Annotated in this window: 21 protein-coding genes; 6 read left to right on the top strand and 15 right to left on the bottom strand. The window is 70.5% G+C overall.

The window, feature by feature from the left end; translation table 11 throughout:
- The first annotated feature begins 328 nt into the window (after positions 1-328).
- Entirely contained in the window at positions 329-559 is a 231-nt protein-coding gene (locus tag ABIA33_RS12555) for a hypothetical protein (protein ID WP_370080528.1), read from the top strand.
- Positions 560-740: 181 nt separating this feature from the next.
- On the opposite strand, the gene ABIA33_RS12550 is transcribed toward ABIA33_RS12555, so the two are convergent.
- The 7 genes from ABIA33_RS12550 to ABIA33_RS12520 all read right to left on the bottom strand — a co-directional run bounded on the left by ABIA33_RS12550 (position 741) and on the right by ABIA33_RS12520 (position 9,136).
- A complete protein-coding gene (locus tag ABIA33_RS12550; RefSeq protein ID WP_370080526.1) occupies positions 741-1,613 on the bottom strand; it encodes a trypsin-like serine protease in 873 nt (290 codons plus the stop codon).
- A 249-nt stretch (positions 1,614-1,862) separates the two neighbouring features.
- Positions 1,863-3,488 (bottom strand): RNA polymerase sigma factor, encoded by a 1,626-nt coding sequence (locus tag ABIA33_RS12545; RefSeq protein WP_370080524.1) that lies wholly within the window; start codon positions 3,486-3,488, stop codon positions 1,863-1,865.
- A gap of 473 nt (positions 3,489-3,961) precedes the next feature.
- Positions 3,962-4,924, bottom strand: coding sequence for a FadR/GntR family transcriptional regulator (locus ABIA33_RS12540; RefSeq protein WP_370080522.1), 963 nt, complete (start codon positions 4,922-4,924; stop codon positions 3,962-3,964).
- A gap of 187 nt (positions 4,925-5,111) precedes the next feature.
- On the bottom strand, positions 5,112-5,867 hold the full coding sequence (locus tag ABIA33_RS12535) for a hypothetical protein (protein ID WP_370080520.1): 756 nt from the start codon (positions 5,865-5,867) through the stop codon (positions 5,112-5,114).
- A gap of 4 nt (positions 5,868-5,871) precedes the next feature.
- On the bottom strand, positions 5,872-7,035 hold the full coding sequence (locus ABIA33_RS12530; protein ID WP_370080518.1) for an ATP-binding cassette domain-containing protein: 1,164 nt from the start codon (positions 7,033-7,035) through the stop codon (positions 5,872-5,874).
- A 150-nt stretch (positions 7,036-7,185) separates the two neighbouring features.
- Entirely contained in the window at positions 7,186-7,932 is a 747-nt protein-coding gene (locus ABIA33_RS12525; protein ID WP_370080516.1) for an NUDIX domain-containing protein, read from the bottom strand.
- 19 nt (positions 7,933-7,951) lie between these two features.
- Positions 7,952-9,136: a DUF4192 domain-containing protein gene (locus ABIA33_RS12520; protein ID WP_370080514.1), complete on the bottom strand. Its 1,185-nt coding sequence runs from the start codon at positions 9,134-9,136 to the stop codon at positions 7,952-7,954.
- 205 nt (positions 9,137-9,341) lie between these two features.
- On the opposite strand from ABIA33_RS12520, the gene ABIA33_RS12515 reads away from it, so the two are divergent.
- Both ABIA33_RS12515 and ABIA33_RS12510 read left to right on the top strand, forming a co-directional pair.
- Complete coding sequence (locus tag ABIA33_RS12515) at positions 9,342-11,564, top strand: RecQ family ATP-dependent DNA helicase (RefSeq protein WP_370080512.1); 2,223 nt, start codon at positions 9,342-9,344, stop codon at positions 11,562-11,564.
- Positions 11,565-11,894: 330 nt separating this feature from the next.
- Positions 11,895-12,536 carry a hypothetical protein gene (locus ABIA33_RS12510; RefSeq protein ID WP_370080922.1) on the top strand — a complete coding sequence of 214 codons (642 nt, stop codon included), beginning with the start codon at positions 11,895-11,897 and terminating at the stop codon, positions 12,534-12,536.
- Positions 12,537-12,557: 21 nt separating this feature from the next.
- Here the strand turns inward: ABIA33_RS12510 and ABIA33_RS12505 are convergent, their stop codons facing one another.
- The 3 genes from ABIA33_RS12505 to ABIA33_RS12495 all read right to left on the bottom strand — a co-directional run bounded on the left by ABIA33_RS12505 (position 12,558) and on the right by ABIA33_RS12495 (position 14,822).
- Positions 12,558-12,932, bottom strand: a complete 375-nt coding sequence (locus tag ABIA33_RS12505) for a hypothetical protein (RefSeq protein ID WP_370080510.1) — start codon at positions 12,930-12,932, stop codon at positions 12,558-12,560.
- Positions 12,933-13,365: 433 nt separating this feature from the next.
- The gene (locus tag ABIA33_RS12500) at positions 13,366-14,046 is read right to left on the bottom strand and encodes a ribonuclease HII (protein ID WP_370080508.1); all 681 of its coding nucleotides are present in this window, start codon (positions 14,044-14,046) and stop codon (positions 13,366-13,368) included.
- 161 nt (positions 14,047-14,207) lie between these two features.
- Complete coding sequence (locus ABIA33_RS12495) at positions 14,208-14,822, bottom strand: TetR/AcrR family transcriptional regulator (protein ID WP_370080506.1); 615 nt, start codon at positions 14,820-14,822, stop codon at positions 14,208-14,210.
- A gap of 113 nt (positions 14,823-14,935) precedes the next feature.
- On the opposite strand from ABIA33_RS12495, the gene ABIA33_RS12490 reads away from it, so the two are divergent.
- Entirely contained in the window at positions 14,936-16,492 is a 1,557-nt protein-coding gene (locus tag ABIA33_RS12490) for an MFS transporter (RefSeq protein WP_370080504.1), read from the top strand.
- Between the two features lie 44 nt (positions 16,493-16,536).
- Here the strand turns inward: ABIA33_RS12490 and ABIA33_RS12485 are convergent, their stop codons facing one another.
- Positions 16,537-17,016, bottom strand: coding sequence for a pyridoxamine 5'-phosphate oxidase family protein (locus ABIA33_RS12485; RefSeq protein ID WP_370080502.1), 480 nt, complete (start codon positions 17,014-17,016; stop codon positions 16,537-16,539).
- 200 nt (positions 17,017-17,216) lie between these two features.
- Between ABIA33_RS12485 and dapA the strand changes: the two genes are divergently transcribed.
- Positions 17,217-18,143 (top strand): 4-hydroxy-tetrahydrodipicolinate synthase, encoded by a 927-nt coding sequence (dapA, locus tag ABIA33_RS12480; protein ID WP_370080500.1) that lies wholly within the window; start codon positions 17,217-17,219, stop codon positions 18,141-18,143.
- Here the strand turns inward: dapA and ABIA33_RS12475 are convergent.
- From ABIA33_RS12475 to nrdR, 4 genes are all read right to left on the bottom strand, one after another.
- On the bottom strand, positions 18,133-18,420 hold the full coding sequence (locus ABIA33_RS12475; RefSeq protein ID WP_370080498.1) for a YciI family protein: 288 nt from the start codon (positions 18,418-18,420) through the stop codon (positions 18,133-18,135). The two genes, dapA and ABIA33_RS12475, sit on opposite strands and share 11 nt — an antisense overlap.
- Positions 18,421-18,440: 20 nt before the next feature.
- On the bottom strand, positions 18,441-19,073 hold the full coding sequence (locus tag ABIA33_RS12470; RefSeq protein WP_370080496.1) for a phosphoglycerate mutase family protein: 633 nt from the start codon (positions 19,071-19,073) through the stop codon (positions 18,441-18,443).
- A gap of 101 nt (positions 19,074-19,174) precedes the next feature.
- Entirely contained in the window at positions 19,175-22,096 is a 2,922-nt protein-coding gene (locus ABIA33_RS12465) for a vitamin B12-dependent ribonucleotide reductase (protein ID WP_370080494.1), read from the bottom strand.
- Between the two features lie 218 nt (positions 22,097-22,314).
- Positions 22,315-22,815, bottom strand: coding sequence for a transcriptional regulator NrdR (gene nrdR / locus ABIA33_RS12460; RefSeq protein ID WP_370080492.1), 501 nt, complete (start codon positions 22,813-22,815; stop codon positions 22,315-22,317).
- 742 nt (positions 22,816-23,557) lie between these two features.
- On the opposite strand from nrdR, the gene lexA reads away from it, so the two are divergent.
- Entirely contained in the window at positions 23,558-24,280 is a 723-nt protein-coding gene (lexA, locus tag ABIA33_RS12455; protein WP_370080490.1) for a transcriptional repressor LexA, read from the top strand.
- The last annotated feature ends 26 nt before the right edge of the window (positions 24,281-24,306 follow it).

Below are 24,306 nucleotides of genomic sequence, written 5' to 3'. Positions count from 1 at the left end.
AGGCTACCGGTGTCTGGGCTGGGGCTTCTGCTCCGACCTGACAGGCGCTTATGCTACGCGCACCTCGTACGGGCGTTCGATAGCCACGAACGGGTGAGGCACATGCCATAGTCGGCAGCAGGCATGAACCGTTGGGCCTTGGGGCACGTCCTCTCCAACAACAGAAAAACTCCCCCGCCCTCCGGACGGGGACCCCCTTCCCGGCTCAGCAGCCGGGCCGACCCGCACCCCCGAGCTTCACAAAAGAAAAGCCGCGAGCGGGAACGTTTTCGGCCTGGTTGGATGTTGACCCTGGTACGACAGCTCGTCGAGCTAGAGAAGAGGCGACGTGACTACAGTTCTGACCCCCGCGAGCCCGCTGACCGCAGCAGACCGCTGCGACCGGTGCGGCGCTCAGGCCTACCTGCGCGTTGTGCTGGCATCCGGCGGCGAGCTGCTCTTCTGCGCTCACCACGGCCGCAAGTTCGAGCCGGAGCTGAAGAAGATCGCAGCTGACATACAGGACGAGACCGGCCGGCTGACGGCCGTCCCCGCCTCCATGGGCGAAGAGGATCACTGAGGCGCTCAACCGGGCTGCGACGGAGGCAGCTCTGACGACGAGCTGAACAGCGGAATCAGCCCGGGCGGTGGCCGAGAGGCCACCGCCCGGGCTGATGTGTCGCATGTCACACTCTTTCAGTTCCGAACTCACACTGCGTCAGCTCACCTGGACGGTCGGCAACGAGCCCGTAGGTGAGGCGTCACAGTTGCCCGCGCACCGCGTCCGCGATGGCGGCCACTCGTGTGTACACCCCGGGGTGCCCCGGCTCCGCGCAGCCCGTTCCCCAGGAGACCAGGCCCGCGAGCCGACCTGCGACGACCAGCGGGCCGCCGCTGTCGCCCTGACACGCGTCCCGGCCGCCGACGTTCTGCTCCCCCGCGCAGACCATGGCGCTGGACTGGAAGGCTCCGTCCGGACCACCCGGGTAGTCCTGCGCGCAGGTCGTGTCCCGGATCACCGGCACCTGCACCGAGTGCAGGTTCGTCGGGTACTGCCCGTTTCCCTGGACGTCGCCCCAGCCGTAGACCGTGGCCGTGGTGCCCGGCTGGTACGGGCCCGTCTGCCCCTGTGCCACCAGGGGCAGCACCTCACGGTCCGGCTGGGGCACGGCGAGCGTCAGAACCGCGACGTCCCACATGTTGGTGTGCATGGAGTAGTCCGGGTCGATCCACACCTGCGACACCGGCACCTCCGCCCCGGCCGAGCTGGAGAGGTCGGTGCGTCCCACGAGCACCTTCAGGTCGGGGCGGTCGGCGGGGCGCATCGTCGCCTCGTCGTAGAGGCAGTGCGCCGCGGTGACCACCTTGGTCGGCGACACCAGCGTTCCACCGCAGAACTGGCCGGACCGGTAGTCCCCGTACACCGAGCGGCTGGCCAGAGCGACCATCCAGGGGTGCTGCTCCGTGGTCGCCGTGCCACCACCGACGATGCGCACTTCCCCGTACGCCGGCGCGGGGAGGGTCGCCACCGCGGCGGGAAGCGCGGCAAGCAGGACCAGCAGCGCTCTGCGTCCCCTCCCCCGCGACTCCCCGGTCGCCCCGGCCTCCTCCACCGCACGCTTCTTGACCGCCACCCGTCGCCTTTCGCCGCTGTCCAGCCCGCCGGACGCGGTGCGTGCGGCGCATGAGCGCCGCCCAGAGTATTGGCTTCATCACGCTCGGTGCCTGGTCGGCGCGCCGAAGCGGGGTCGAGCACATGCCTTCGAGGTGTGAGGCGACCCGTACACGGGAACGGGCGAGGCCCGGAGCTCGTCGCTCCGGGCCTCGGCCTCGTCCCGGTGGAGATCAGTACGGCCGGTGGGAATCACTCCAACCGGTCGGGATCAGTCCAGGTAGTCGCGCAGGACCTGCGAGCGCGAGGGGTGGCGCAGCTTGGACATGGTCTTGGACTCGATCTGGCGGATCCGCTCGCGGGTCACCCCGTAGACCTTGCCGATCTCGTCCAGGGTCTTCGGCTGACCGTCCGTCAGGCCGAAGCGCATCGAGACCACGCCCGCCTCGCGCTCGCTCAAGGTGTCGAGCACCGAGTGCAGCTGCTCCTGGAGCAGGGTGAAGCTGACCGCGTCGGCCGGCACGACGGCCTCGGAGTCCTCGATGAGGTCGCCGAACTCGCTGTCGCCGTCCTCGCCGAGGGGGGTGTGCAGCGAGATGGGCTCGCGGCCGTACTTCTGGACCTCGACGACCTTCTCCGGGGTCATGTCGAGTTCCTTGGCCAGCTCCTCCGGGGTGGGCTCGCGGCCCAGGTCCTGGAGCATCTGGCGCTGGACCCGGGCCAGCTTGTTGATGACCTCGACCATGTGCACCGGGATGCGGATGGTGCGGGCCTGGTCCGCCATGGCGCGGGTGATCGCCTGGCGGATCCACCAGGTGGCGTACGTGGAGAACTTGTAGCCCTTGGTGTAGTCGAACTTCTCGACCGCGCGGATCAGACCCAGGTTGCCCTCCTGGATCAGGTCCAGGAACAGCATGCCGCGGCCGGTGTAGCGCTTGGCCAGCGAGACCACCAGGCGGAGGTTGGCCTCCAGCAGGTGGTTCTTGGCGCGGCGGCCGTCCTCGGCGATGATCTCCAGCTCGCGCTTGAGCTTGGGGGCCAGCTTGTCGGCAGCGGCCAGCTTGTCCTCGGCGAAGAGACCGGCCTCGATCCGCTTGGCGAGCTCGACCTCCTGCTCTGCGTTGAGCAGCGGGACCTTGCCGATCTGCTTGAGGTAGTCCTTGACCGGGTCGGCGGTGGCACCGGCGACGGCGACCTGCTGCGCCGGGGCGTCATCCTCGTCGTCGTCGGAGAGGACGAAGCCCTTCGACTCCTCCTCGCCCTCGACCGCCTCACCGTCGGCCTTCTCGGGACCGGCCTCCTCGGCCGCCTCGTCCTCGCCGACCTCGTCGTCGGAGGCCTTGCCCGCCTTGCCGGCGGCGGTCTTCTTGGCGGCGGTCCTCTTCGCCGGGGCCGCCTTCTTGGCGACCGTCTTCTTCGCGACGGCCTTCTTGGCCGGCGCTGCCACCTCGTCGACGGTCAGCACCGCCTCGTCAAGGTCGTCTACCGTATTCGCCGAGCTCACCACGGCAGCCGCCTTGGTCGTCGTCGTCACGGCGGCGGCGCGGGGTGCCGCTGCCCGGGTCGTGATGGCCGCGGCGGCAGCGCGCGAGGGCACGGCCTTGGTCGCGGTCGCCTTGGTCGCGGTGCTCTTGGCCGCGACGCTCTTGCGGGGGCGCTTGGGGGCGGACGACTCCGCCGCGCTCACCATCAGCGTCACACCCTCCTCGTCGAGGACCTGGTTGAGGCTGCGCATGACGTTCTTCCACTTGGTGACCGGGATCTGGTCCACCTCGAAGGCGTGGCGCACGTCATCGCCGGCGATCTGCCCCTGTGCCTTGCCCCGCTCGATGAGTGCCATCAGCGCGGTGGACTCGGCGATTTCGGGGGGGAGCGAACGGGATGTGCTGGCCGACACGAACAACCTCTCGGACGTGAGTGGACAGAAACCGACCCGTCAGGGGCGGGTTCTGGAAACTGCGGGACTAGACATTCTGGCGCTTGGGACGAAGGAGCGACCGGCGACTGCTCATGACTTCCGGTGTGCCGCTACCTCCGTAGACATCGCTGCGCACGGAGAAGTGTTACGCCTTCCTTTCGTGGTGCAGGTCACAGTGGCCGCGACAGGCTTCCGGAAAGACGTCTACCCCGGAGAACGCCGAGAGATGAGCGGTCATTCCGGCAGTCGCCTGATCCAGTGACCCGGAGGGCCACCGGGCTGACCGTGCCGGCTGCCCGGCGCCACATGCCGGAGGCCGCCGTCCTTGTCGGGACGGCGGCCTCCTCGCATGGCCTGTGGCTGCGTCGCAGGTTCGGGCGGTGGCGATCCGGGGTGTGGCGCAGGGCCGGGCTGTGGCGCAGGGTCCGGACTTGGCGCAGGCTCCGGGCTGCTCAGTGCTCCCGCGGCGCGGGCACCACATGGTCGACCTCGGGGTGAACGGTGAGCAGCGCGCGCATCGCCGCCTCGGCAGCGGTGCCGTCGCCGGTCCCCAGCGCCTCCACCAGGCGCGCATGCAGACCGACCGAGGGCTCGGAGGGGCGTTCGCAGGCGGTCACCGGGCTGCCGGACACGGTGAGCGCGGAGCCGACGATGCCCGCGAGGTGCTCCAGCATGCGGTTCCCGGCGAGCTCCAGCAGCAGCGTGTGGAACTCGCTGTCGGCGCGGCTGAAGGTGACCTGGTCGGCCTGGCTGACCGCGTGCCCCATGATCTCGGTCATGTCGACCATGCGCTGGTGGATCTCGTCCCGGCCGTGCCCTGCGGCGAGCCGGGCGGCCAGCGGTTCAATGGCCCAGCGCAGCTCGAACAGCTCGCGGCGCTGGTCGTCCCGCTGGGGACCGTAGGCGCGCCACTCGATGATGTCGGGGTCGAGCAGGTTCCAGTCGGCGACCGGGCGCACCCGGGTGCCGACGTTGGGCCGGGCGCTGACCAAGCCCTTGGCCTCGAGCACGCGCAGCGACTCGCGGACGACGGTGCGGGACACCTCGAAACGCTGGCCGATCTCCTCGGGCACCAGCGGGCGGTCGGCGCCCAGGTCACCGGAAACGATCATCTGGCCGAGCTGCTGGACGAGTTGGCCGTGCAGCCCCCGGCCACGGCTGCCGGCAGCCCGGCGGCCGGCCCGGCTGAGTTCGGGTTCGGCACTGTCCCAGTGGAGCGAGGGGCCGGGTGCGCCGCGCTCGGGGAAGACCCGCTCGGCGGTGCGTTCGCCGACGGGGAAGCGGTCCAGTTCGCCGGCGCCTGGGCGGGCCGTCTCGGACAGGCGGGCGGTGGTCATCGGGGGATGCGCAACGGTACTCACCTCTCCTTTGTCGGCGATGGCGGCCCGCGCCTTGAGGACTTTCGTGAAAAGCACACGAAAGGGTGATCGCCCGTCACCGTACAATTGACGTCATATCGGTGTATATCGCACCAAAATGGCAACCAGAAGGGGCGTCCCGACCGCTGACGGTCACTCAGCGTCAGCTGCGACCTGCCCGGAACTCAGACTTCGGGGCTCAAACAGTGGGGGCATTCAGACGTGAGGGCTCTGACGTGAGGGCTCAGACCTCGCGCCGTCGGGGCAGCGACAGGAGGTAGCAGGCGAGCAGCAGGACCACAGGTCCGGCCACCAGGGCGAGCAAGCCGCGCGGTGGCAGCGCAGCTGTGCTGTGGAGCCCGCTCAGCGGCCCGTAGAGCCACGCATGGCCGGTGTCCACGGGGAACAGCGCGTGCCACCTCGACACCCCCGGCAGGCCTCCGCTGAGCTGCCGGCTGCGCAGCAGGCTCACCACGGGCTCGACCATGACCGGGATCGTCAGCAGGAGCAGCATTCCGGCTGCGGCACTGCGCAGCAGCCCGGCGGCGAGGAGACCGATCCATCCTCCGGTCACCACGAGCGCGACGAATCCGCCGAGAGCGGGGACGATCGGCGGCGTCCGGTGCAGCACGGCCGCGTAGACGACACCGTCCAGCGCCAGGGTCGCGGCGGCGAGCAGCGCGGAGAAGGCACCGATCACGATCAGCTTGGCGACCAGCAGGCCCACCCGGCGTCGGACGGAGAGCAGCAGCGGCCGCAGCACCGGGTAGCGGACCTCCTGCCCGTACGAGAACGCACCGACGACACCCGCGCCGAGCGCGGCCACCGGCAGGGGCAGCAACGGGACTCCCGCGGTCAGCACCCGGACGGGGACCGCGAGCGCGGGCTGGCGAACCGTCAGAACGGCGACGGCGCTGTCGATCGCCAGCACCGCGAGGAGGACCAGCCAGGTGGACCGGACGCCGGTGAGCCTGCGCCGCTCATAGGTCAGTGCGTGCACGGGATCACTCGATTCGATCGTCGGGCGGGGCGGGCTCGTCCCGGTAGAGCGGTCCACTCACCGAGGCGAAGCCCGCCGGGAGGCGGTTTCGGACCGAGGTGGTCGCGGGGCCCGCCACCGACGCGGAAACGGCTGTCCCCGGAGTGAGGACGACGACGGTCTCGCCCGAGTCGCTGCGCACCCGTGCGCCTGCATCCGCCTCCGGGGCCGGTTTCGGAGCCGGTTTCGGGGCCGCAACATGGGGCGTCACTCTGCCAGCAGCCTGCGGGACCGGAGCCGCCGCGTGCGCGACCCTCTGCTGCGGGGGCGCCTCGACGACGTGGTCGGCGAGCTCGTGCAGCAGGATGCCGTGCCGGAAGGCGAGTTCGCCGATCTCGGTGCGCGTCGCACCGGACACCGAGATCCTGGCGCCACCCTCTCGGCGAACCAGCGCCCCGGATTCGGCGAGTAGGTCCGCGAGGCGGCCCACCTGGGGGCCGCACACGGAGACCTCGGCGCGCAGCCTGGTCCGGAGGAACTCGGCGATCGGCTGGTCAGCGAGGAGTCTCCCGCCATCGAGGGTGACCACCCGATCGGCCAGTGCCGCGGCCTCCTGCGGGCTGCGTACGGTGACCAGGACCGATCCGCCGCCTGCGGCGAAGGCCCGCAGGAAGGCGTGGAACCACTCGGTGTTCTTCGGGGAGAGGCCGTGGGTGGGCTCGTCCAGGAGCAGGGTTCCGGGGTCGCCGAGGAGTGCCTCGGCCAGTGCGAGCCGTCTGGTCATTCCGGGCGAGAAGGTGCGCAGCCGGTGCCCGGCGGCGGGAGCCAGCCTGGTCTGCTCCAGCAACTGGTCGGCGCGCCGCGCGGGGACGCCTGCCGCAGCGGCCATCATCCGCAGATGCGCGCGGGCCCGTCGCCCGGGATGCCCGGCCGGACGGCCCGGTGCGCCGAGAACGGTGCCGACTTCACGCTCGGGTCGGCGGATCCGGCGGTAGGTCCGTCCGTCGAAGAGCGCGACGCCCTGACCGCTCTCGAGGCCGAGGGCGAGCCTCAGCGTGGTCGAGCGCCCGGAGTCCTCAGGGCCCAGCAGTGCGGTGACCTGCCCTTCGCGCGCGTCGAAGGACACGTCGAACAGCGCGGGGGGACGCCCCCGGCGATAGCTCTTGGTCAGTCCGATCGCCTGGAACATTGCGCTTCACCTCGCGATGCCGGTGCGCAGCCTTCCTCCGCCCGTTGCCAGCACGATAGACCGACATAGTTACTTTGCGTGGCATTGGCGATACGGCGTGTGCGCGCGTCAGGCGTCGGCCTTCAGGCTTCAGGCTTCAGGCTTCAGGCTTCAGGCTTCAGGGCGGAGCATGGGCGGGTTGAGGACGGTCGCGTCGCCCGCCCGGAACAGCTGGGCGGGACGACCGCCCTGCCTGGTCGTCGTCCCTCCGGCCGGCACCAGGAACCCGGGGGTTCCGGTGACCTTGCGGTGGAAGTTGCGGGGGTCGAGCGCCACGCCCCAGACGGACTCGTAGACCTGGCGGAGCTCCCCGACGGTGAACTCCGCCGGGCAGAACGCGGTGGCGAGCGAGGAGTACTCGATCTTCGAACGGGCCCGCTCCACGCCGTCGGCGAGGATGCGGGTGTGGTCGAAGGCCAGCAGCAAGCCGTCGTCCTTGCCGCGGCCGAGCAGCTCCTCGACGGGGGCCCAGCGGGCGCTGCGGACGTCCCCGCCAGGGCGAGGGGTGGGCAGGTCGGGGGCGAGCGCCAGATGGGCGACGCTCACCACCCGCATCCGCGGGTCCCGCTGGGGGTCGCCATAGGTGGCCAGTTGTTCCAGGTGCGCACCGACTCCCGGCCCCTGGCCGGCCGCGCCGTGGGTGCGGAGTCCGGTCTCCTCGGCCAGCTCTCGGGCCGCCGCCTCGATAAGCCCCTCGTCAGGGCGCACAAACCCGCCGGGGAGCGCCCAGAACCCCTGGAAGGGCGGTTCCCCGCGTCGGACCATCAGCGCACACAGGGCGTGATCGCGCACAGTCAACACCACCAGGTCGACGGTGACCGCGAACGGAGGGAAGGCCGACGGATCGTAGCGCGACATGCCCGTGATCATAGTCGTCTCACTGACGATAAACACCCCCACCACTGCAGTAGCGCCTGCGGCGTAGCGTGCGTCTGCGCGCGCCCGGTCGGCGACCGGACCGCTGCCGCTCCCGGGAGCGGCGCTCCGCGCGAAGCGTGGCACAGAGAGAGCCGGGCTCAGCACCAGTGTTGACGGCCTCGTAGAGCAGCTGGGCGAAGGTGTAGTCCGGGTCGGACAACAGCGCCCGACCCAGGGCGATCCGCGCGGTCACGTGGTCGCCGGTCACCCACGCGGTCCAGCCGAGCAGGGAGAGCGGGGCCGCGGCCTGGTTGTCGAAGGGGACGGCACAGCGTCGGGCCAGGAAGCGCCACAGCCGCTGAGCGTGCTCCACATCGGGTGGATCGAGCCACTCGGCCGCCCGGTCACGGGCCAACCGGTCCTGGAGACCGAGGACCAACCGAGCCGCCTCGTCGGCCGGAATCTCCTGTGCCCCGGCCCGGAACCGGGCCACTGCGGAATCCACCAGTTCGGCCGTGCGCTCTCTGACCGCCTCGCGGCCTCCGCAGCGCAGGAGCTCCTCGACCAGCGCAGGCACGGCCTCCTCGAAAGCTCGGAGCTGGGCCTCGGCGGTCGGTGCGCCCACCGGATCGAGCTCCTGCTGCAGCTCCTTGAGGCTGCCGCGTACCTGGATGCCCGCGTAGGCGGCTGCGGCGGCCACCGGCGAGGTGGTGCCGGGCCGGTCGACCGGCGTGCCGTCCGCCGAGCAGCATTCGGCGTCCCCGCAGGCGTACGACCACCACCGGCCGTCGGAGACGCAGAGCGACTCGTGCACGGGGATGCCCACGGCCTGGAAGGCGACGGCCAGGGCGGTGGCGAGCGGCCTGAGCAGGTCGCTGACCGCGCGTCCGTCCTCGCCGGGGGCCGGATCGCGGCAGAGGTAGAGGATCACGGCGTCGGGGCGGCGGTCGCGGTGCTCGGAGAGCGCCACCAGGAAGCGGGCGACCTCCTCGGCTGCCTCCGGCCAGGCGGCGGGATCGGGGATGTCGATCCGGACCGTACCGCCCTGGCGGCGGCGCGGCCCCTGCAGCCCCAGCGCCACGATGCTGTCGCTGGGGAAGAAGCCGAGAAGGTAGGGAAGGGCGTCCGCCACGTCGGCCGGGGTGCGCATCTTCACCACGGGGTGCTCGAAGGGGGTCGTCGACGGAAGTGCGTGTTCGTTCATGACTCGAGAATGGCCGCCGCCGCGAGCGCGGAGAATGCTCTGACCAGGGGCTGTGGACAGATCGGGGGGTGTGGAAAACTCCGCCACCCGTGCGGGTGAAGCGGAATCGTCCCTGCGCCGGAGGGACGCCGACCGGCCCCCGGCGAGCCCCGCCCTGCACCCTTGCCGTTCGCTGTTTGTCGGACCCACCGGCTATCAATGAACCATGGACAAAACCCCCAGTGCTCAGGCCACCGGCCCGCACGCCCCCGACGCCGCGGACCTCAGCGACCGCGCGCTGGTGCGGAAGCGTGCCGACGCCGTGCTCCGCGAGCTGGCCGGCGGCGACGCGCGGCTGCGCGAGGACCAGTGGCGTGCCATCGAGGCCCTGGTGGTCGACCATCGGCGCGCCCTGGTGGTGCAACGCACCGGCTGGGGCAAGTCCGCGGTGTACTTCGTGGCCACGGCCCTGCTCCGGGCCGCCGGGGCGGGACCCACGGTCATCGTCTCCCCGCTGCTCGCCCTGATGCGCAACCAGATCGACTCCGCCGCCCGGGCCGGGATCACCGCACGCACCATCAACTCCGCCAACGCCGACGAGTGGGAGTCCGTCCAGGCCGAGGTGACAGCCGGATCCGTGGACGTGCTGCTGGTCAGCCCCGAGCGCCTCAACAATCCCGACTTCCGCGACCAGGTGCTGCCCCGGCTCGCGGCGTCGACCGGACTCCTGGTCGTCGACGAGGCCCACTGCATCTCCGACTGGGGCCACGACTTCCGTCCGGACTACCGCAGGCTCCGCACCATGCTCGCGGAACTGCCCGCCGGGGTCCCGGTCCTGGCGACCACCGCCACCGCGAACGCCCGGGTCACCGCGGACGTCGCCGAGCAGCTCGGCACCGGGGGCGGCGAGGCGCTGGTTCTGCGCGGACCGCTGGACCGGGAGAGCCTGACCCTCTGCGTGCTGCCCCTGAGCGACCCGGCGCACCGGCTGGCCTGGCTCGCCGACCATCTGCAGGAGCTGCCGGGTTCCGGCATCATCTACACGCTGACCGTCGCCGCAGCCGAAGAGGTCACCGCGTTCCTGCGGCAGCGCGGCTTCCCGGTCGCCTCCTACTCCGGCCGCACCGAGGACGTCGACCGGCGCAGCGCCGAGGCCGACCTGCTGGCCAACCGGGTGAAGGCCCTGGTCGCCACGTCGGCCCTGGGCATGGGCTTCGACAAGCCGGACCTGGGGTTCGTGGTGCATCTCGGCTCCCCGCAGTCGCCGATCGCGTACTACCAGCAGGTCGGCCGCGCGGGGCGCGGGATCGAGCGGGCGGAGGCACTGTTGCTGCCCGGCCCGGAGGACCAGGCCATCTGGCGCTACTTCGCCAGCCTCGCCTTCCCGCCCGAGGAGCAGGTCAGGAGCACCCTCGCAGCGCTGGCCGGACACACCGACGCCGACGGCGTCCCGCTCCCGCTGTCCACTCCGGCGCTGGAGGCGCGGGTCGACCTCCGGCGCACCCGACTGGAGACCATGCTCAAGGTCCTCGACGTCGACGGCGCGGTCAGGCGCGTCCGCGGCGGCTGGACGTCCACCGGTCGCCCCTGGTCCTACGACAGCGAGCGGTACGCGCGGGTCGCCGAGACCCGTCAGTTCGAGCAGCAGTCGATGCTCGACTACGCCGCCACCGAGGGCTGCCGGATGGACTTCCTCCGTCGCCAGCTCGACGACGAGCAGGCCGCGCCCTGCGGTCGTTGCGACAACTGCGCCGGGGCCAGGCACTCGGCGGAGGTCTCGGCCGAAGCCCTCGCGGCGGCGCGGGCCGCGCTGGGCCGGCCCGGGATCGAGCTGGAGCCCCGACGGCAGTGGCCCACCGGCCTGGCCGCAGCCGGGATCGACCTCAAGGGCCGGATCGCCCCGGGCGAGCAGTCCGCGGCGGGGCGCGCCCTCGGCCGGCTCTCCGACATCGGCTGGGGCACCCGGCTGCGCACCCTGCTCGCCCCGGGAGCGCCCGATGTTCCCGTCCCGCCGGAGGTGCTGGATGCGGTGGTCACGGTTCTCGCCGACTGGGCTCGCGGTCCCGGCGGCTGGGCCGGCCCCGACAACGCGCAGGGACGTCCCGCCGGAGTGGTCACCCTGGCATCCCGAACCCGCCCGCTGCTGGTCGAGAGCCTGGGTGCGGGGATCGCACGGGTGGGTCGGCTCCCGCTGCTCGGGCGGATCGAGTACGCCCCCGGGGATCTCCCGCGCGGCTCCCGCAGCAACAGCGCGCAACGGCTGCGGACGCTGCACGGCTCCTTCCGGCTCCCCGACGCGCTCGCCGAGGTACTCCCCTCCCTCGACGGCCCGGTGCTCCTCGTCGACGACTTCACCGACAGCGGCTGGACGATCGCGGTCGCGGCCAGGCTCCTGCGCCGCGCCGGGGCGTCGGGCGTGCTGCCCCTCGTGCTGGCCCAGCAGAGCTGAGGGGAGCAGCCGAACTTTCGTCCGCGCGCGCTGTCGCGCCTTCCGACGCATCATCGAGGTCAGTGCTGGAATGCACGATGTTGGTTTGCGGCAATGCGCGGGAAGACAGGCTACGGATTGGCTGATCTCGGACACTTCCGAAAGGAAGACCGTTGCCGCATCCGGCCCCGGGACGTGAGAATTGGCGCGTGCCCCGGCCTGGCGAAAGCCTCGCCACCACACGCGGAGGTGCCCGCGCGGGCACGGGGAAGGAGGGCCTTGAGTATCGACTCCGCCGGCCGCAGGCCCCCCGGAACGGCACGTCCGCGAACTACGCCCAACGCCCCCGTACTGCTGCGCGCGGCAGTGCCGCGCACGGCGGGGCAGCGCTCCATCGACCAGGCGACCTGGGCGCAGTCCGGGCTTCCCCTGCTCCGCGCTCCTCGCGAACTGGTCACCGACCTGCACCGGGTGCACCGTCCGCAGCCGGGCACCGCCGTTGTGGGCGTGCTGGAACAGGAGGGCCGGGTGGTGGCAGGGGCGTCGTTCCCCGCTCGCCTGGGCCAGGGCGACGGCTGGCAGTACCGCAACGCGATCCTCACCCATCTGCGCCGGATCGTCCCGCACGACCTGCGGCGGGCCCGCCCGGTCCGTACCGCCGTGCTGATGCTCTGCCGTCGGGGCACTGCCGAATGGACCGAGGACGACGGAGCCTGGATGTGGGGTCTCCGGGACGCCTGCGCGCTGCACGGGCTTCGCTGCGGCGCCTATGTCACGCTCGCGGACACAGGCTGGCAGGTCATCGGCGATCGCCGGGGCGGCCGTCACCCCCACTCCGGCTCCTGGGCCGAGGAGACCTTGCGGACCGTCAGCTCCCTGCCCGCTCGTGACCGGACGACACCGCTGCGAGGCCTGGAACCGGCTCTGGAACGGGTTTTGGAACCGGCGGGCATGGAGACCGCCTCGGAGCGGGCCCGGGCAGCCGTCCGCTGACCGCCGGACAGCGCTCGGGGCTCAGCCGTCCTGGGCGGGAAGGCTCCCTGCCTCGCCGCAGACCACGACCAGGCGGGTGGCCCGGTCGACTGCGGCGCTGAACGCGCTGCGCAGATCCGCCGGGTCGCCGCCGTTCACCGCCAGTACCACGACCTCGCGCCGGGCCGGGCGGCACTGGAGCGCGTCCGCATAGAAGACGTCAGCGCCTTCGCTCAGCTGCGCCCAGTAGTGGTTGGCACCGAACGACTCCTCGTGCAACTGCCAGGGGTGGTGTTCACCGGTCGTCAGCACCAGGACCTGGCCGGGGAGTCGACCCGAGTCCAGCAGCAGGTCGACGGAGTCGTCCGCCCGGTCCAGCGCGTGCTCCGGGGCGACGGGGATGGACTGGATGGCCACGGCCGGAACCTCGGCGGCCGGCGGCGCAGCCTGAGGCGCAGGCGCAGGCGCAGGCGCAGACGCGGGCGGGTGCAGGGGGGCAGCCGGGCGGCGCGGTGCCGGGCCCGGCTTGGGGATGCGCGGCGGCCCGGGACGCGGAATCGGGCGCGACGCGGCGGACGGACTGTGTGCGGCGGTGGTCCCAGCGGACGGTGTCACAGAAGGCATGATGCGGGTTGTCGCGTCCGTCTCGTCGTTGGATGGAACACGAGGGCCCGGGGCGGTCTTGTGGATCTCCAGCTCCTCGGCAGAATCTGGCGGCACACCGGATGGCGTCGCACAGCGCCCCAGAGCTTACTCGGTGCGGTCGAACAGCCGGTAGGGGGACCGGCCCTCCCTTTGAATCCGCCTGCTCCGGCGTCTGCGGCCACCCTTCCTGCGCCCCGACGCGGCGTCAGAAACCTAGCGACAACTGCTCCGAGCCGTCGCGCTGCCGTGAGGTGCGCAGATGGCTCCAGGCGGGCAGATCGTCCAGGTAGGCCCAGGAGAGCCGGTGATGCGCGGTCGGCCCATGCTCGGTGAGTGCCGCGCGGTGCACCGGGGACGGGTATCCGGCGTTGTCCGCGAACGCGTAGTCAGGGCAGTCCGACCCCAGCTCGGCCATATAGCCGTCCCGCTGCACCTTGGCGATGACGGACGCGGCGGCGACCGAGACGCACGACTGGTCGCCCTTGATCACCGTCCGGACCCACCAGGGACCGCCCAGGTAGTCATGCTTCCCGTCAAGGATGACCGCGTCGGGCCGGACCGGCAGCGCCTCCAGGGCCCGTACGGCGGCGAGCCGCAGCGCGGCGGTCATGCCCAGCTCGTCGCACTCCAGTGGCGAGGCGTGGCCGAGCGCGTAGGCGGTGACCCAGTCGGCGAGCAGCGGCGCGAGCTCGGTTCGCCGACGCGGCGACAGCAGCTTGGAATCGGTCAGCCCCAGCGGAGGGCGGCGCAGGCCGGTGACCGCGGCGCAGACCGTCACCGGACCGGCCCAGGCCCCTCGTCCCACCTCGTCGACGCCCGCGACCACGTCGGCGCCCGCCCTGCGGAGCGCGCGCTCGACACCGTGGGTCGGGGGTTCGACCGGCATGTCTGCTGCCCTCCGTGGCTCGGGGTGCGCGGTGGTTCGGCACCGGACGTGTCAGTGGTCGGGTGCACAGTAGAAGGTGCACCGCTCCAGTGTCCCAGGAATTCGGGGCCTCCCTGCCCAGCAGAAGGGAGCAGCGGACGATGAGACGGACGGCCTGCCCGTCACGCGCGGACCGCGGGCAGCAGCACCTGGTCGACGACCGCGACGGCGTCCTGCTCCGTCGGCGGTCCCAGCATCTTGGACCGGTACATCATCAGGGCCGGAGCGATGTCGGCGATGAGCGGGGTGGCCGCCCCCGGACGCACCTCGCCGCGCTCCACGCCCCGCCGCAGCACTTCGGTCATCAGTGCCTTACTCGGCTCGATCAAGCGCTGGTGCATCAGTCCGACGAAGGGGCGGGCCCGCTCGTGGTCCAGCTCGCTCATGATCGCGCGCCCGGCGCAGCCGGGGACCGAGACCATCGCCGCCCGCATCCGCAGGACCAGTTCCAGCAGATCGTCACGCAGACTGCCGAGGTCAGGTGCGGGACCGGGTTGGGGCAGAGTCGCCCGCAACGTGTCCAGGACCAGTTCCTCCTTGGACGCCCAGCGGCGGTAGATCGCGGCCTTGCCGGTACGCGCGCCAACGGCGACCGCCTCCATGCTCAACCTCGCGTAGCCGGTGTTGACCAACTGGTCCAGCGTCGCCTCAAAGATCGCCTGTTCGAGCACTCGGCCACGTCGACGCAGCGGTAGTGGATCGTTCCTCGCGCCGTCACCGCTGGTCGTGGCCGTCAACGGAATCCGCCTCCAGAAATCTTTAGTGAACGATTGCGTTCACAATGCCAGCGGCACTACCGTCAAACTCTAGTGAACGCGACCGTTCACTCATAGTCCACAGGGGGATTGTCGTGGCTATACCAAGCATCCTGAGCAGACCCGCCCCACCCCAGGCGCGCCGAGGTCAGCACCCTGGCGTCGCCCTCACCGTCATCGCCGCCACCCAGCTGATGGTGGTCCTCGACGTGACGATCGTGAACATCGCACTGCCTCACATCCAGACGGCACTGAAGCTCTCCACCACAAACCTTTCGTGGGTCATCAACGCCTACGCCCTCACTTTCGGTGGCCTACTGCTACTCGGCGGACGCATCGGCGACGTGCTCGGCCGCCGTCGGACGCTGATCACCGGCGTCCTGCTGTTCAGTCTCGCCTCCCTGCTCGGCGGCCTGGCCACCGCATCGTGGATGCTGCTGGCCGCCCGGGCGCTCCAAGGCGTGGGCGCGGCCATCGCCTCACCCACCGCGCTCGCCCTGATCACCACCAACTTCGCCGAAGGCCCGCCCCGCAACCGCGCCTTCGGCGTGTTCTCCGCCGTCGCCGGAGCCGGCGGGGCCATCGGCCTGCTCGCAGGCGGCATGCTCACGTCCTGGCTGTCCTGGCGCTGGGTCCTCTTCGTGAACGTCCCGATCGGCATCGCCATCGCCCTGCTCGCACCGCTGTACATCAACGGCTCCGAGCGCCGCCCCGGCCGCTTCGACCTCCCCGGCGCGCTGACCTCGACCCTGGGCATGGTCTCCCTGGTGTACGGATTCATCCGGGCCGCCCAGTACAGCTGGACCGACCGCCTGACGCTCGGGGCCTTCGCGCTGGCCGTCCTCCTGCTCACGTCCTTCCTGCTGATCGAGTCGCGGACAGCAGAGCCGATCACCCCGTTGAAGCTGTTCCGCAACCGGAACCGCTCCGGCAGTTACGGAATCATGCTCTGCCTGGCCGCGGCGATGTTCAGCGTCTTCTTCTTCGTCACCCTGTTCGTCCAGGACGTCCTCGGATACAGCCCGCTCCGCGCGGGGGTGGCATTCCTGCCGATCAGCGCCGCGATCATCACGGCTGCGCAGATCTCCGCCAGGCTCCAGGTCAAACTGGGTCCCAGGCCGTTCATGATCACTGGACCGCTGCTGGTCAGCGGTGGTATCGCCTGGTTGACCACGATCAGCGTGAACAGCAACTATGCGGAGGGGGTGCTCGGGCCCACGCTGATGGTCGGTTTCGGTATGGGCTGCGTCTTCGTCCCGATCATGCTGACCGCCGTGGCCGGGGTCGCGCCGCAGGAGACCGGGTCCGCGGCCGGACTCCTCAACACCACCCAGCAGGTCGGCGGCTCGCTCGGTCTGTCCATCCTGGTCACGGTGTTCGGCACGTCGAGCCGTCACGAGGGCAAGCAGCAGGTCGCGCAGTTCCTGGCCCACGCGACGCCGCAGCAGATCGCCGCCTTCCGGCACAGCGGCCAACTGCCCAAGCCGTACGCGAACCAGGTACTCGCCCAGGGAATCTCCAGCGCGTTCGAGATGGGACTGGTCTTCGCCCTCATGGCCGCAGTCATCGCCGTTTTCGTGATCAAGACAAAGCGGGCGGCGGCGACACCGGGCGGTTCCGGCATCCAGGACGCCCCGGCGATCGCCGCCTGACGGCGGCGAGCCGGGTCGCCGACCCGGCTGCCGGCCTCCGGCTGTCAGCTTCGCTCGAGCAGCCGGACGTCGCCACCCTCGCTCCATGCGTGGATGTCCAGGTGGTCACCGGCCGGTCGGACGAACGACAGTCCGGTGACCTCCACCCGGAACACGTCACACCCCTCCGGCTCGAACCCGGTGGCCGCGCTCAGCGCCTCCAGGTACTCCTGCCGGATTCCCTCCTCGGTGATCTCCACCGCCCGGCCGGCGATCTTGGCGTCGCCCTCCTTCACGTCCTTGTCCTCCGTGGCACTGTGCAGCGCCAGCCGGGGATCACGCCGCAGATCCGCCCCCTTGAGCGAGTCGGGCATCATGCCCAACCACAACTCGCCCAGGGCGAACAGCGGCTCGATCCCGCTGATCCGCGGCGAACCGTCCCGCCGCAGCGTGGCCATCAGGCCCATCCCGTGCGCCTCGAACCGCCCCCGCACAGCGGCGGCGAGCTCAGGCGCGACAACCTCGGTCTCGCTCCAGGTACTCATGCGCCCATCGTCCCGCCGGGGTCTGACAATCGGCGACCGAGCCGGTCGTTGACGTTTACTGAACGGTTTCCCTTAGAAGGGATCGCTGGTGCTTCATCGATGAGCCACGGCATGCTGATCGGGACCCGACGCACAACGGGCACAGACCCCCACAGCTCCGACCACCCAAGCTCCGACTACCAAAGAAGAGGTGGCCCAGCATGAATCCCGTCTTCGGGCGCGTCGTCCCGGCCATGGTCACGCCCTTCCACGCCGACGGAAGCCTCGACACCGAGGGCGCCCAGGCGCTCGCCTGCCACCTCGTCGAGCAGGGATGCGACGGGCTCGTCCTGAGCGGCACCACCGGCGAGTCCCCCACCACGACCGACGCGGAGAAGGACGCCCTGCTGCGCGCCGTCCTGGAGGCTGTCGGCGACCGGGCCATCGTGACCGCCGGAGTCGGCAGCAGTGACACCCGGCACACCCAGGAGCTGGCCCGCGCCGCGGAACGGGCGGGCGCGCACGGCCTGCTGATCGTCACTCCGTACTACAGCAAGCCGTCCCAGGAAGGCATCCGGCAGCACTTCACCGCAGTGGCCGACAGCGCCTCGCTGCCGGTGATGATCTACGACATCCCCGGCCGGACCGGAACCCGCCTCGAACGCGAGACCCTGCTCCGCCTCGCCGAACACCCGCGCATCGCCGCCGTGAAGGACGCCAGCTACGACCTGGCCGGCAGCGCGCAGGTCATCGCCCGCACCGAGCTCGACTACTACTCAGGCGCCGACGAGCTCAACCTTCCGCTCTACGCCCTCGGCGCGGTCGGTGCGGTCAGCACAGTCGCCAACGTCGCCCCCCACGCCACCCGCGCGATCCTCGACGCCCACACCAGCGGCGCGGCCAGCGCCGCCACCCGCCTCAACCAGCAACTCCTGCCGCTGGTCGAGGCCATGATGTCGCTCGCCCCCGGCGCGGTGACCGCGAAGGCACTCCTCCGCCACGAGGGCCTTCCCGCGGGTCCGGTCCGGCTGCCGCTGCTCGACGCGGACGCGGGGCTGACGGCGACCCTGAGCGTCGCTCTCAAAGAGGCCCTCGCACCCGCCCTGCGAGCGGACCGGCGAGCCGTGAGGTACGCGGCTACTCCTTGAGGAAGGCCAGCTCAGGCGCCGTCTTGGTGGCGGTGAACTCCACTACCTGGTAGGTCGCCACGCCGCCCACCCGGAACGGGTCCCCGGCCAGCACCGCGTCCAGCGCGGCGCGGCTCTCGGCACGCGCCAGCACCACACCGCCGACCCGGGGAATCTGCGCCCCGGAGGCGAGGAACGCTCCGTCCGCGTAGTTCCGGTCCAGCCACTCGCGGTGCGCCGGCACCAGCGCGTCGATCTGCTCCAGCGGAGCGGTGTAGGTGAGGGTGACGACGTACATCAGCGACTCCCGTGACTCGGTCAGACCCAGCGATCGAACGGTCGATCGAGGGTGTAGCGATCATCGGAACCCAGCAGCAGCGTCCGGAATTCCCCGTTCCCCGGATTGGACAGCGCCTCGAACTCCTCCACCGTCCAGTGGAACCAGCGCATGCAGAAGAGACGCATCATCAGCCCGTGCGTGACCAGCAGCACATTGGGCGGGTAGTCCGCGCGCTCGAAGTTCCGGTGCAGCGTTTCGAAGAAGGCGCCCACCCGGTCGTAGACGTCCGCTCCCGACTCTCCCTGCGTGAAACGGTAGAAGAAGTGGCCGTAGGCATCCCGGGTCTTCCGCTGCCGACGAATATCCTCCACGTCCTGGAGATTGCCCCAGTCCTGCTCCCGCAGACGGGGCTCCTCCATCGCCCGCAGACGCGCGGGATCGAGTCCGAGCAGCCCGAAGGTCTGCCGGGTCCGCAGGTACGGCGACACGTAGGCCTGCACGGGCTCCTCGCCGAAGAGGACCCGCAACTCCCGCCCGTTGGCCCTGGCCTGCTCCCGCCCCCGCGCCGTGAGTTGCAACGCATGGTCGGGTACCCGCTCGTAGATCGACTCGTCGATGTTGCCCTGGGACTCCCCATGCCTGAGCAGCACAATGCGCCGTGGACGTGCCATGTCCGCCACCCTAGCCCGACTCGAGGACGATCAACGCGAGGAGGGTGCCGACCGCGGTCGCGGTCGGCACCCCCTACTGCTGGGCTACTGATCCGGGCGGATCAGCTGCAGCCGCTGGTGGAGCCGCAGCCCTCGCAGAGGTAGCAGCTGCCCGCGCGGCGCATCTTGGTGCCGCAGGAGAAACAGAGCGGGGCGTCGGAGTTGATGCCCTGCTGGAGCTCGAGCAGCTCGGTGGAGTTGTGGACCACCGGGGTGGGCAGCGGCTGGACCGCGGTCGGGGCCGGGGCGGGGGCCGCCTTCGGCGCGACGTGGGGCTTGGCGACCGCACGGGGGGCGGACTGGGCCAGGCCCTCGACGTCCAGGTCCTCGTCGGTCGGCTCGTAGGAGCCGGTCTCCAGGTGACGCTGGCGCTCCTCGACCGAGTGGATGCCCAACGCCGAGCGAGTCTCGAACGGAAGGAAGTCCAGCGCCAGCCGGCGGAAGATGTAGTCCACGATCGACTGCGCCATCCGCACGTCCGGGTCGTCCGTCAGACCGGCCGGCTCGAAGCGCATGTTGGTGAACTTCGAGACGTAGGTCTCCAGCGGGACGCCGTACTGCATGCCGACCGAGACCGCGATGGAGAAGGCGTCCATCATGCCTGCGAGGGTCGAACCCTGCTTGGACATCTTCAGGAAGACCTCGCCGAGGCCGTCGTCCGGGTAGGAGTTGGCCGTCATGTAGCCCTCGGCGCCACCCACCGTGAAGGAGGTGGTGATGCCCGGGCGACCCTTGGGGAGGCGCTTGCGGACCGGGCGGTACTCGACGACCTTCTCGACCGCGGCAGGGACGGTGGCCACGACCGCCGGGGTTCCCTCGGCCTTGCCGTCGTTCTTGGTCTTCGCCGAGAGCGGCTGGCCGACCTTGCAGTTGTCGCGGTAGATGGCGAGGGCCTTCACGCCCAGCTTCCACGCCTCGAAGTAGATCTCCTCGATCTCCTCGACGGTGGCGACCTCGGGCATGTTCACGGTCTTCGAGATCGCGCCGGAGATCCAGGGCTGGATCGCGGCCATCATCCGGACATGGCCCATGGCGGAGATGACCCGCTCGCCCATGGCGCAGTCGAAGATCGAGTAGTGCTCCGGCTTGAGTCCGGGGGCGTCCACGACGATGCCGTGGTCGGCGATGTGCGCGACGACCGCCTCGACCTGCTCGGGCTGGTAGCCGAGACGGCGCAGCGCGCGCGGCACCGTGCCGTTGACGATCTGCATGGAGCCGCCGCCGACGAGCTTCTTGAACTTGACCAGGGCCAGGTCCGGCTCGACCCCGGTGGTGTCGCAGTCCATCATCAGGCCGATGGTGCCGGTGGGTGCGAGCACGCTGGCCTGGGCGTTGCGGAAACCGTTCTTCGCGCCAAGCCGGAGGACGTCCTGCCAGGTCTCGGTGGCAGCGGCCCAGATCGGGCTGTCCAGGTCGTCGGCGTGCTTGGCGGCGGTGTTGGCGTCGGCGTGCTGGCGCATGACCCGCTGGTGGGGCTCGGCGTTGCGGGCGTAGCCGTCGTACGGGCCGACGATGCCGGCCAGTTCGGCGCCGCGCTTGTAGGCGGTACCGGTCATCAGCGAGGTGATGGAGCCGGCGAGCGCGCGGCCGCCCTCGGAGTCGTACGCGTGACCGGTCGCCATCAGCAGCGCGCCGAGGTTGGCGTAGCCGATGCCGAGCTGGCGGTAGGCGCGGGTGGTCTCGCCGATCTTCTCGGTCGGGAAGTCGGCGAAGCAGATGGAGATGTCCATCGCGGTGATGACCAGTTCGACGACCTTGGCGAAGGTCACCGCGTCGAAAGTGTCGTCGTCGCGAAGGAACTTCATCAGGTTGAGCGAGGCGAGGTTGCAGCTGGAGTTGTCCAGGTGCATGTACTCGGAGCAGGGGTTGGACGCGTTGATCCGGCCGGACTCCGGGCAGGTGTGCCAGTGGTTGATCGTGGAGTCGTACTGGATGCCCGGGTCGGCGCAGGCCCAGGCCGCCTCGGCCATCTTGCGGAACAGGCTCTTGGCGTCGACCGTCTCGATCACCTCGCCGGTGAGCCGGGCGCGCAGCCCGAACTCGGTGCCGTTCTCGACGGCCTCCATGAACTCGTCGGAGACGCGGACGGAGTTGTTGGCGTTCTGGTACTGGACCGAAGTGATGTCGTCGCCGCCGAGGTCCATGTCGAAGCCCGCGTCGCGCAGGGCGCGGATCTTCTCCTCCTCCTTCACCTTGGTCTCGATGAAGGCCTCGACATCGGGGTGGTCCACGTCCAGGACGACCATCTTCGCCGCGCGGCGGGTGGCGCCGCCGGACTTGATCGTTCCGGCGGAGGCGTCCGCGCCGCGCATGAAGGAGACCGGGCCGGAGGCGTTTCCGCCGGAGCGCAGCAGTTCCTTGGAGGAGCGGATCCGGGAGAGGTTCAGGCCGGCGCCGGAGCCGCCCTTGAAGATCATCCCCTCTTCCTTGTACCAGTCCAGGATCGAGTCCATGGAGTCGTCCACGGCCAGGATGAAGCAGGCGCTGACCTGCTGCGGCTGCTGGGTGCCGACGTTGAACCAGACCGGGGAGTTGAAGCTGAACACCTGGTGGAGGAGGGCGTGGGTCAGCTCGTGCTCGAAGATCTCGCCGTCGGCCGGGGAGGCGAAGTAACCGTTCTTCTCGCCGGCCGCGCGGTAGGTCAGCACCACCCGGTCGATGATCTGCTTCAGGCTCCACTCGCGCTGCGGGGTGCCGAGCGCGCCGCGGAAGTACTTGCTGGTGACGATGTTGGTGGCGTTGACCGACCAGAAGTCGGGGAACTCGACGCCGCGCTGCTCGAAGTTGACCGAGCCGTCACGCCAGTTGGTCATGACGACGTCGCGACGCTCCCAGGTGACCTCGTCGTAGGGGTGCACGCCGGGGGTGGTGTAGATGCGCTCGATGCGGAGGCCCGCGCCCGCCTTGGAACCTGCGGCACCGGCCTTGCCGCCCTTGGCCGCACCGCCCTTGCCTGCTCGGGTACCGCTGGTGGTGTCTGTCATTGCCGCCTCCTCCTGGGCAAACGCCCTGAGCGCCCCGCTGCTTCCCGGGGACGCCCTTCGTGTCCGCAAATCAATTCCGCGCAGGCGGGCGCACCCCACGGGGGTCCCTCATGCGTTCGTCGTGAAGCTCGTGCAAACGTGTCGGTCGTGCTGGTCGTGCGTGCTGGTCCTACGTGTCGGTCGTGAAAAAAGTCGTGGGCGTCGGCGGCCGGGTGCGGCTACTGCGACGCGGGGGCGGGGGCGGGAACGGGAACGCCCTCCTCCGCCGCAGGAGGCCGATCCACGCGGAGCTCCGCGATGGCGGCCTCGAAGTCCTCCAGCGATTCGTACGCCCGGTACACCGAGGCGAACCTGAGATAGGCCACCACGTCCAGCTGCTTGAGTGGGCCGAGTATGGCCAGACCCACGTCATGGGTGGACAGCTCGGCGCTGCCGGTCGCCCGGACCGTCTCCTCGACCCGCTGGCCGAGGACGGCGAGTGCGTCCTCGCCGACCGGACGGCCCTGGCAGGCCTTGCGGACTCCGCTGATCACCTTGTCGCGGCTGAACGGTTCAGTGACTCCGCTCCGCTTGACCACCATCAGTGCCGCGGTCTCCACCGTGGTGAACCTGCGGTTGCAGTCCGGACACTGGCGGCGGCGGCGGATCGAGGTGCCGTCGTCGGTGGTGCGGGAGTCGACGACGCGGCTGTCCGGGTGCCTGCAGAAGGGGCAGTGCATGTCCGTTCCCTCCTGTCGTCGGCGTACCGGTCACGGGCCCGAACCCATGCCCGGACACGGGCCCGCGGTCGCGGTTTCCGGCCGTGGTCCCAGGCGATGATTCTAGGCGATGCCCGGCGGTCGTTCCCCCCGGGGGACCACAACCTGTGGGCTTCGAGGACCAATGTAACCACTAGATCTGGGGTGAGTGGCAAGCTTCGCCCACCGCGTGTCGTAGTGTCCGACTCACGCCCCGCGATCACCGCAGGTCAGAACGGAGGGGCGCCCGGAGGACTCACCCGGATGGCCCGGGAGCCTCTTGCCCGCCCCGCTCGTTGGCCGGGAAGGGGACGCCGGGATGCGCGAGGACGGCGCGCGCGGGGACGATTCATGAGATCCTGCTGATCGAACAAACGATCGCATCGGATTGCGCGCAGTACACCTGAAACCTTGATCACGTCAGGCAACTGGGCAATAATTCACTCGAACGTGTGTTTGGCGCAACCTTTCGATAGGCCATACCGTTGGCCTATTCAAGGGAGAACGTCCGTCGAGAGGGGCCGCCGTGACCACCGCAGAAAGTAGCACCGTCCCGGTGCAGGAAAGCTCCCAGCACGCCTTTGATCCGATGGCCCCGTCGGCCGGGATCGACCCAACGCCCAGCACGCAAACCCGTAGCCGGGAAGACCTCGGAAATGCCGCCTCCGGACTCGTTCCGGGGCAGGCTTCGGGCCCTTCCGCACCGCACTCCTCGGGACACTCCTTGGACGCTCTTGAAAGCCCGGCAACCGAAAGCACCGTGGGCGAAAGCCCCGCGCGGTCGCTTCCCGGCCGCCCGCCCGGAATCCGCACCGACGAGGCCGGGCTGACCGAACGGCAGCGCCGGGTCATCGAGGTGATCAGGGACTCCGTGCAGCGGCGCGGATATCCGCCGAGCATGCGGGAGATCGGCCAGTCGGTGGGCCTCTCCAGCACCTCCTCGGTCGCCCATCAGCTGATGGCCCTGGAACGCAAGGGCTTCCTGCGCCGCGACCCGCACCGTCCGCGGGCCTACGAGGTGCGCGGGATGGACGTCGTCCGCCCCGTGCCCGAGAGCACCACCGGGCGTCCCGCAACGTCCTATGTGCCCCTGATCGGGCGCATCGCCGCTGGTGGGCCGATCCTGGCCGAGCAGTCGGTCGAGGACGTCTTCCCACTGCCGCGCCAGCTGGTGGGCGACGGCGAACTGTTCGTACTCAAGGTGAGCGGCGACTCGATGGTCGAGGCAGCGATCTGCGACGGCGACTGGGTCACGGTGCGCCGCCAGCCGGTCGCGGAGAACGGTGACATCGTCGCCGCCATGATCGACGGCGAGGCCACGGTGAAGCGGCTCAAGCGCGAGGACGGCCACATCTGGCTGATGCCGCACAACGCCGCCTACGAGCCGATCCCAGGCGACAGTGCGACCATTCTCGGCAAGGTCGTCGCCGTACTGCGCCGCCTCTGACGGGATTCGACCACAGCACCTGCCGG

The organism is Streptacidiphilus sp. MAP12-16 (assembly GCF_041262165.1).
GTDB lineage: Bacteria > Actinomycetota > Actinomycetes > Streptomycetales > Streptomycetaceae > Streptacidiphilus.
This window is presented reverse-complemented; position numbering and strand designations above follow the sequence as displayed.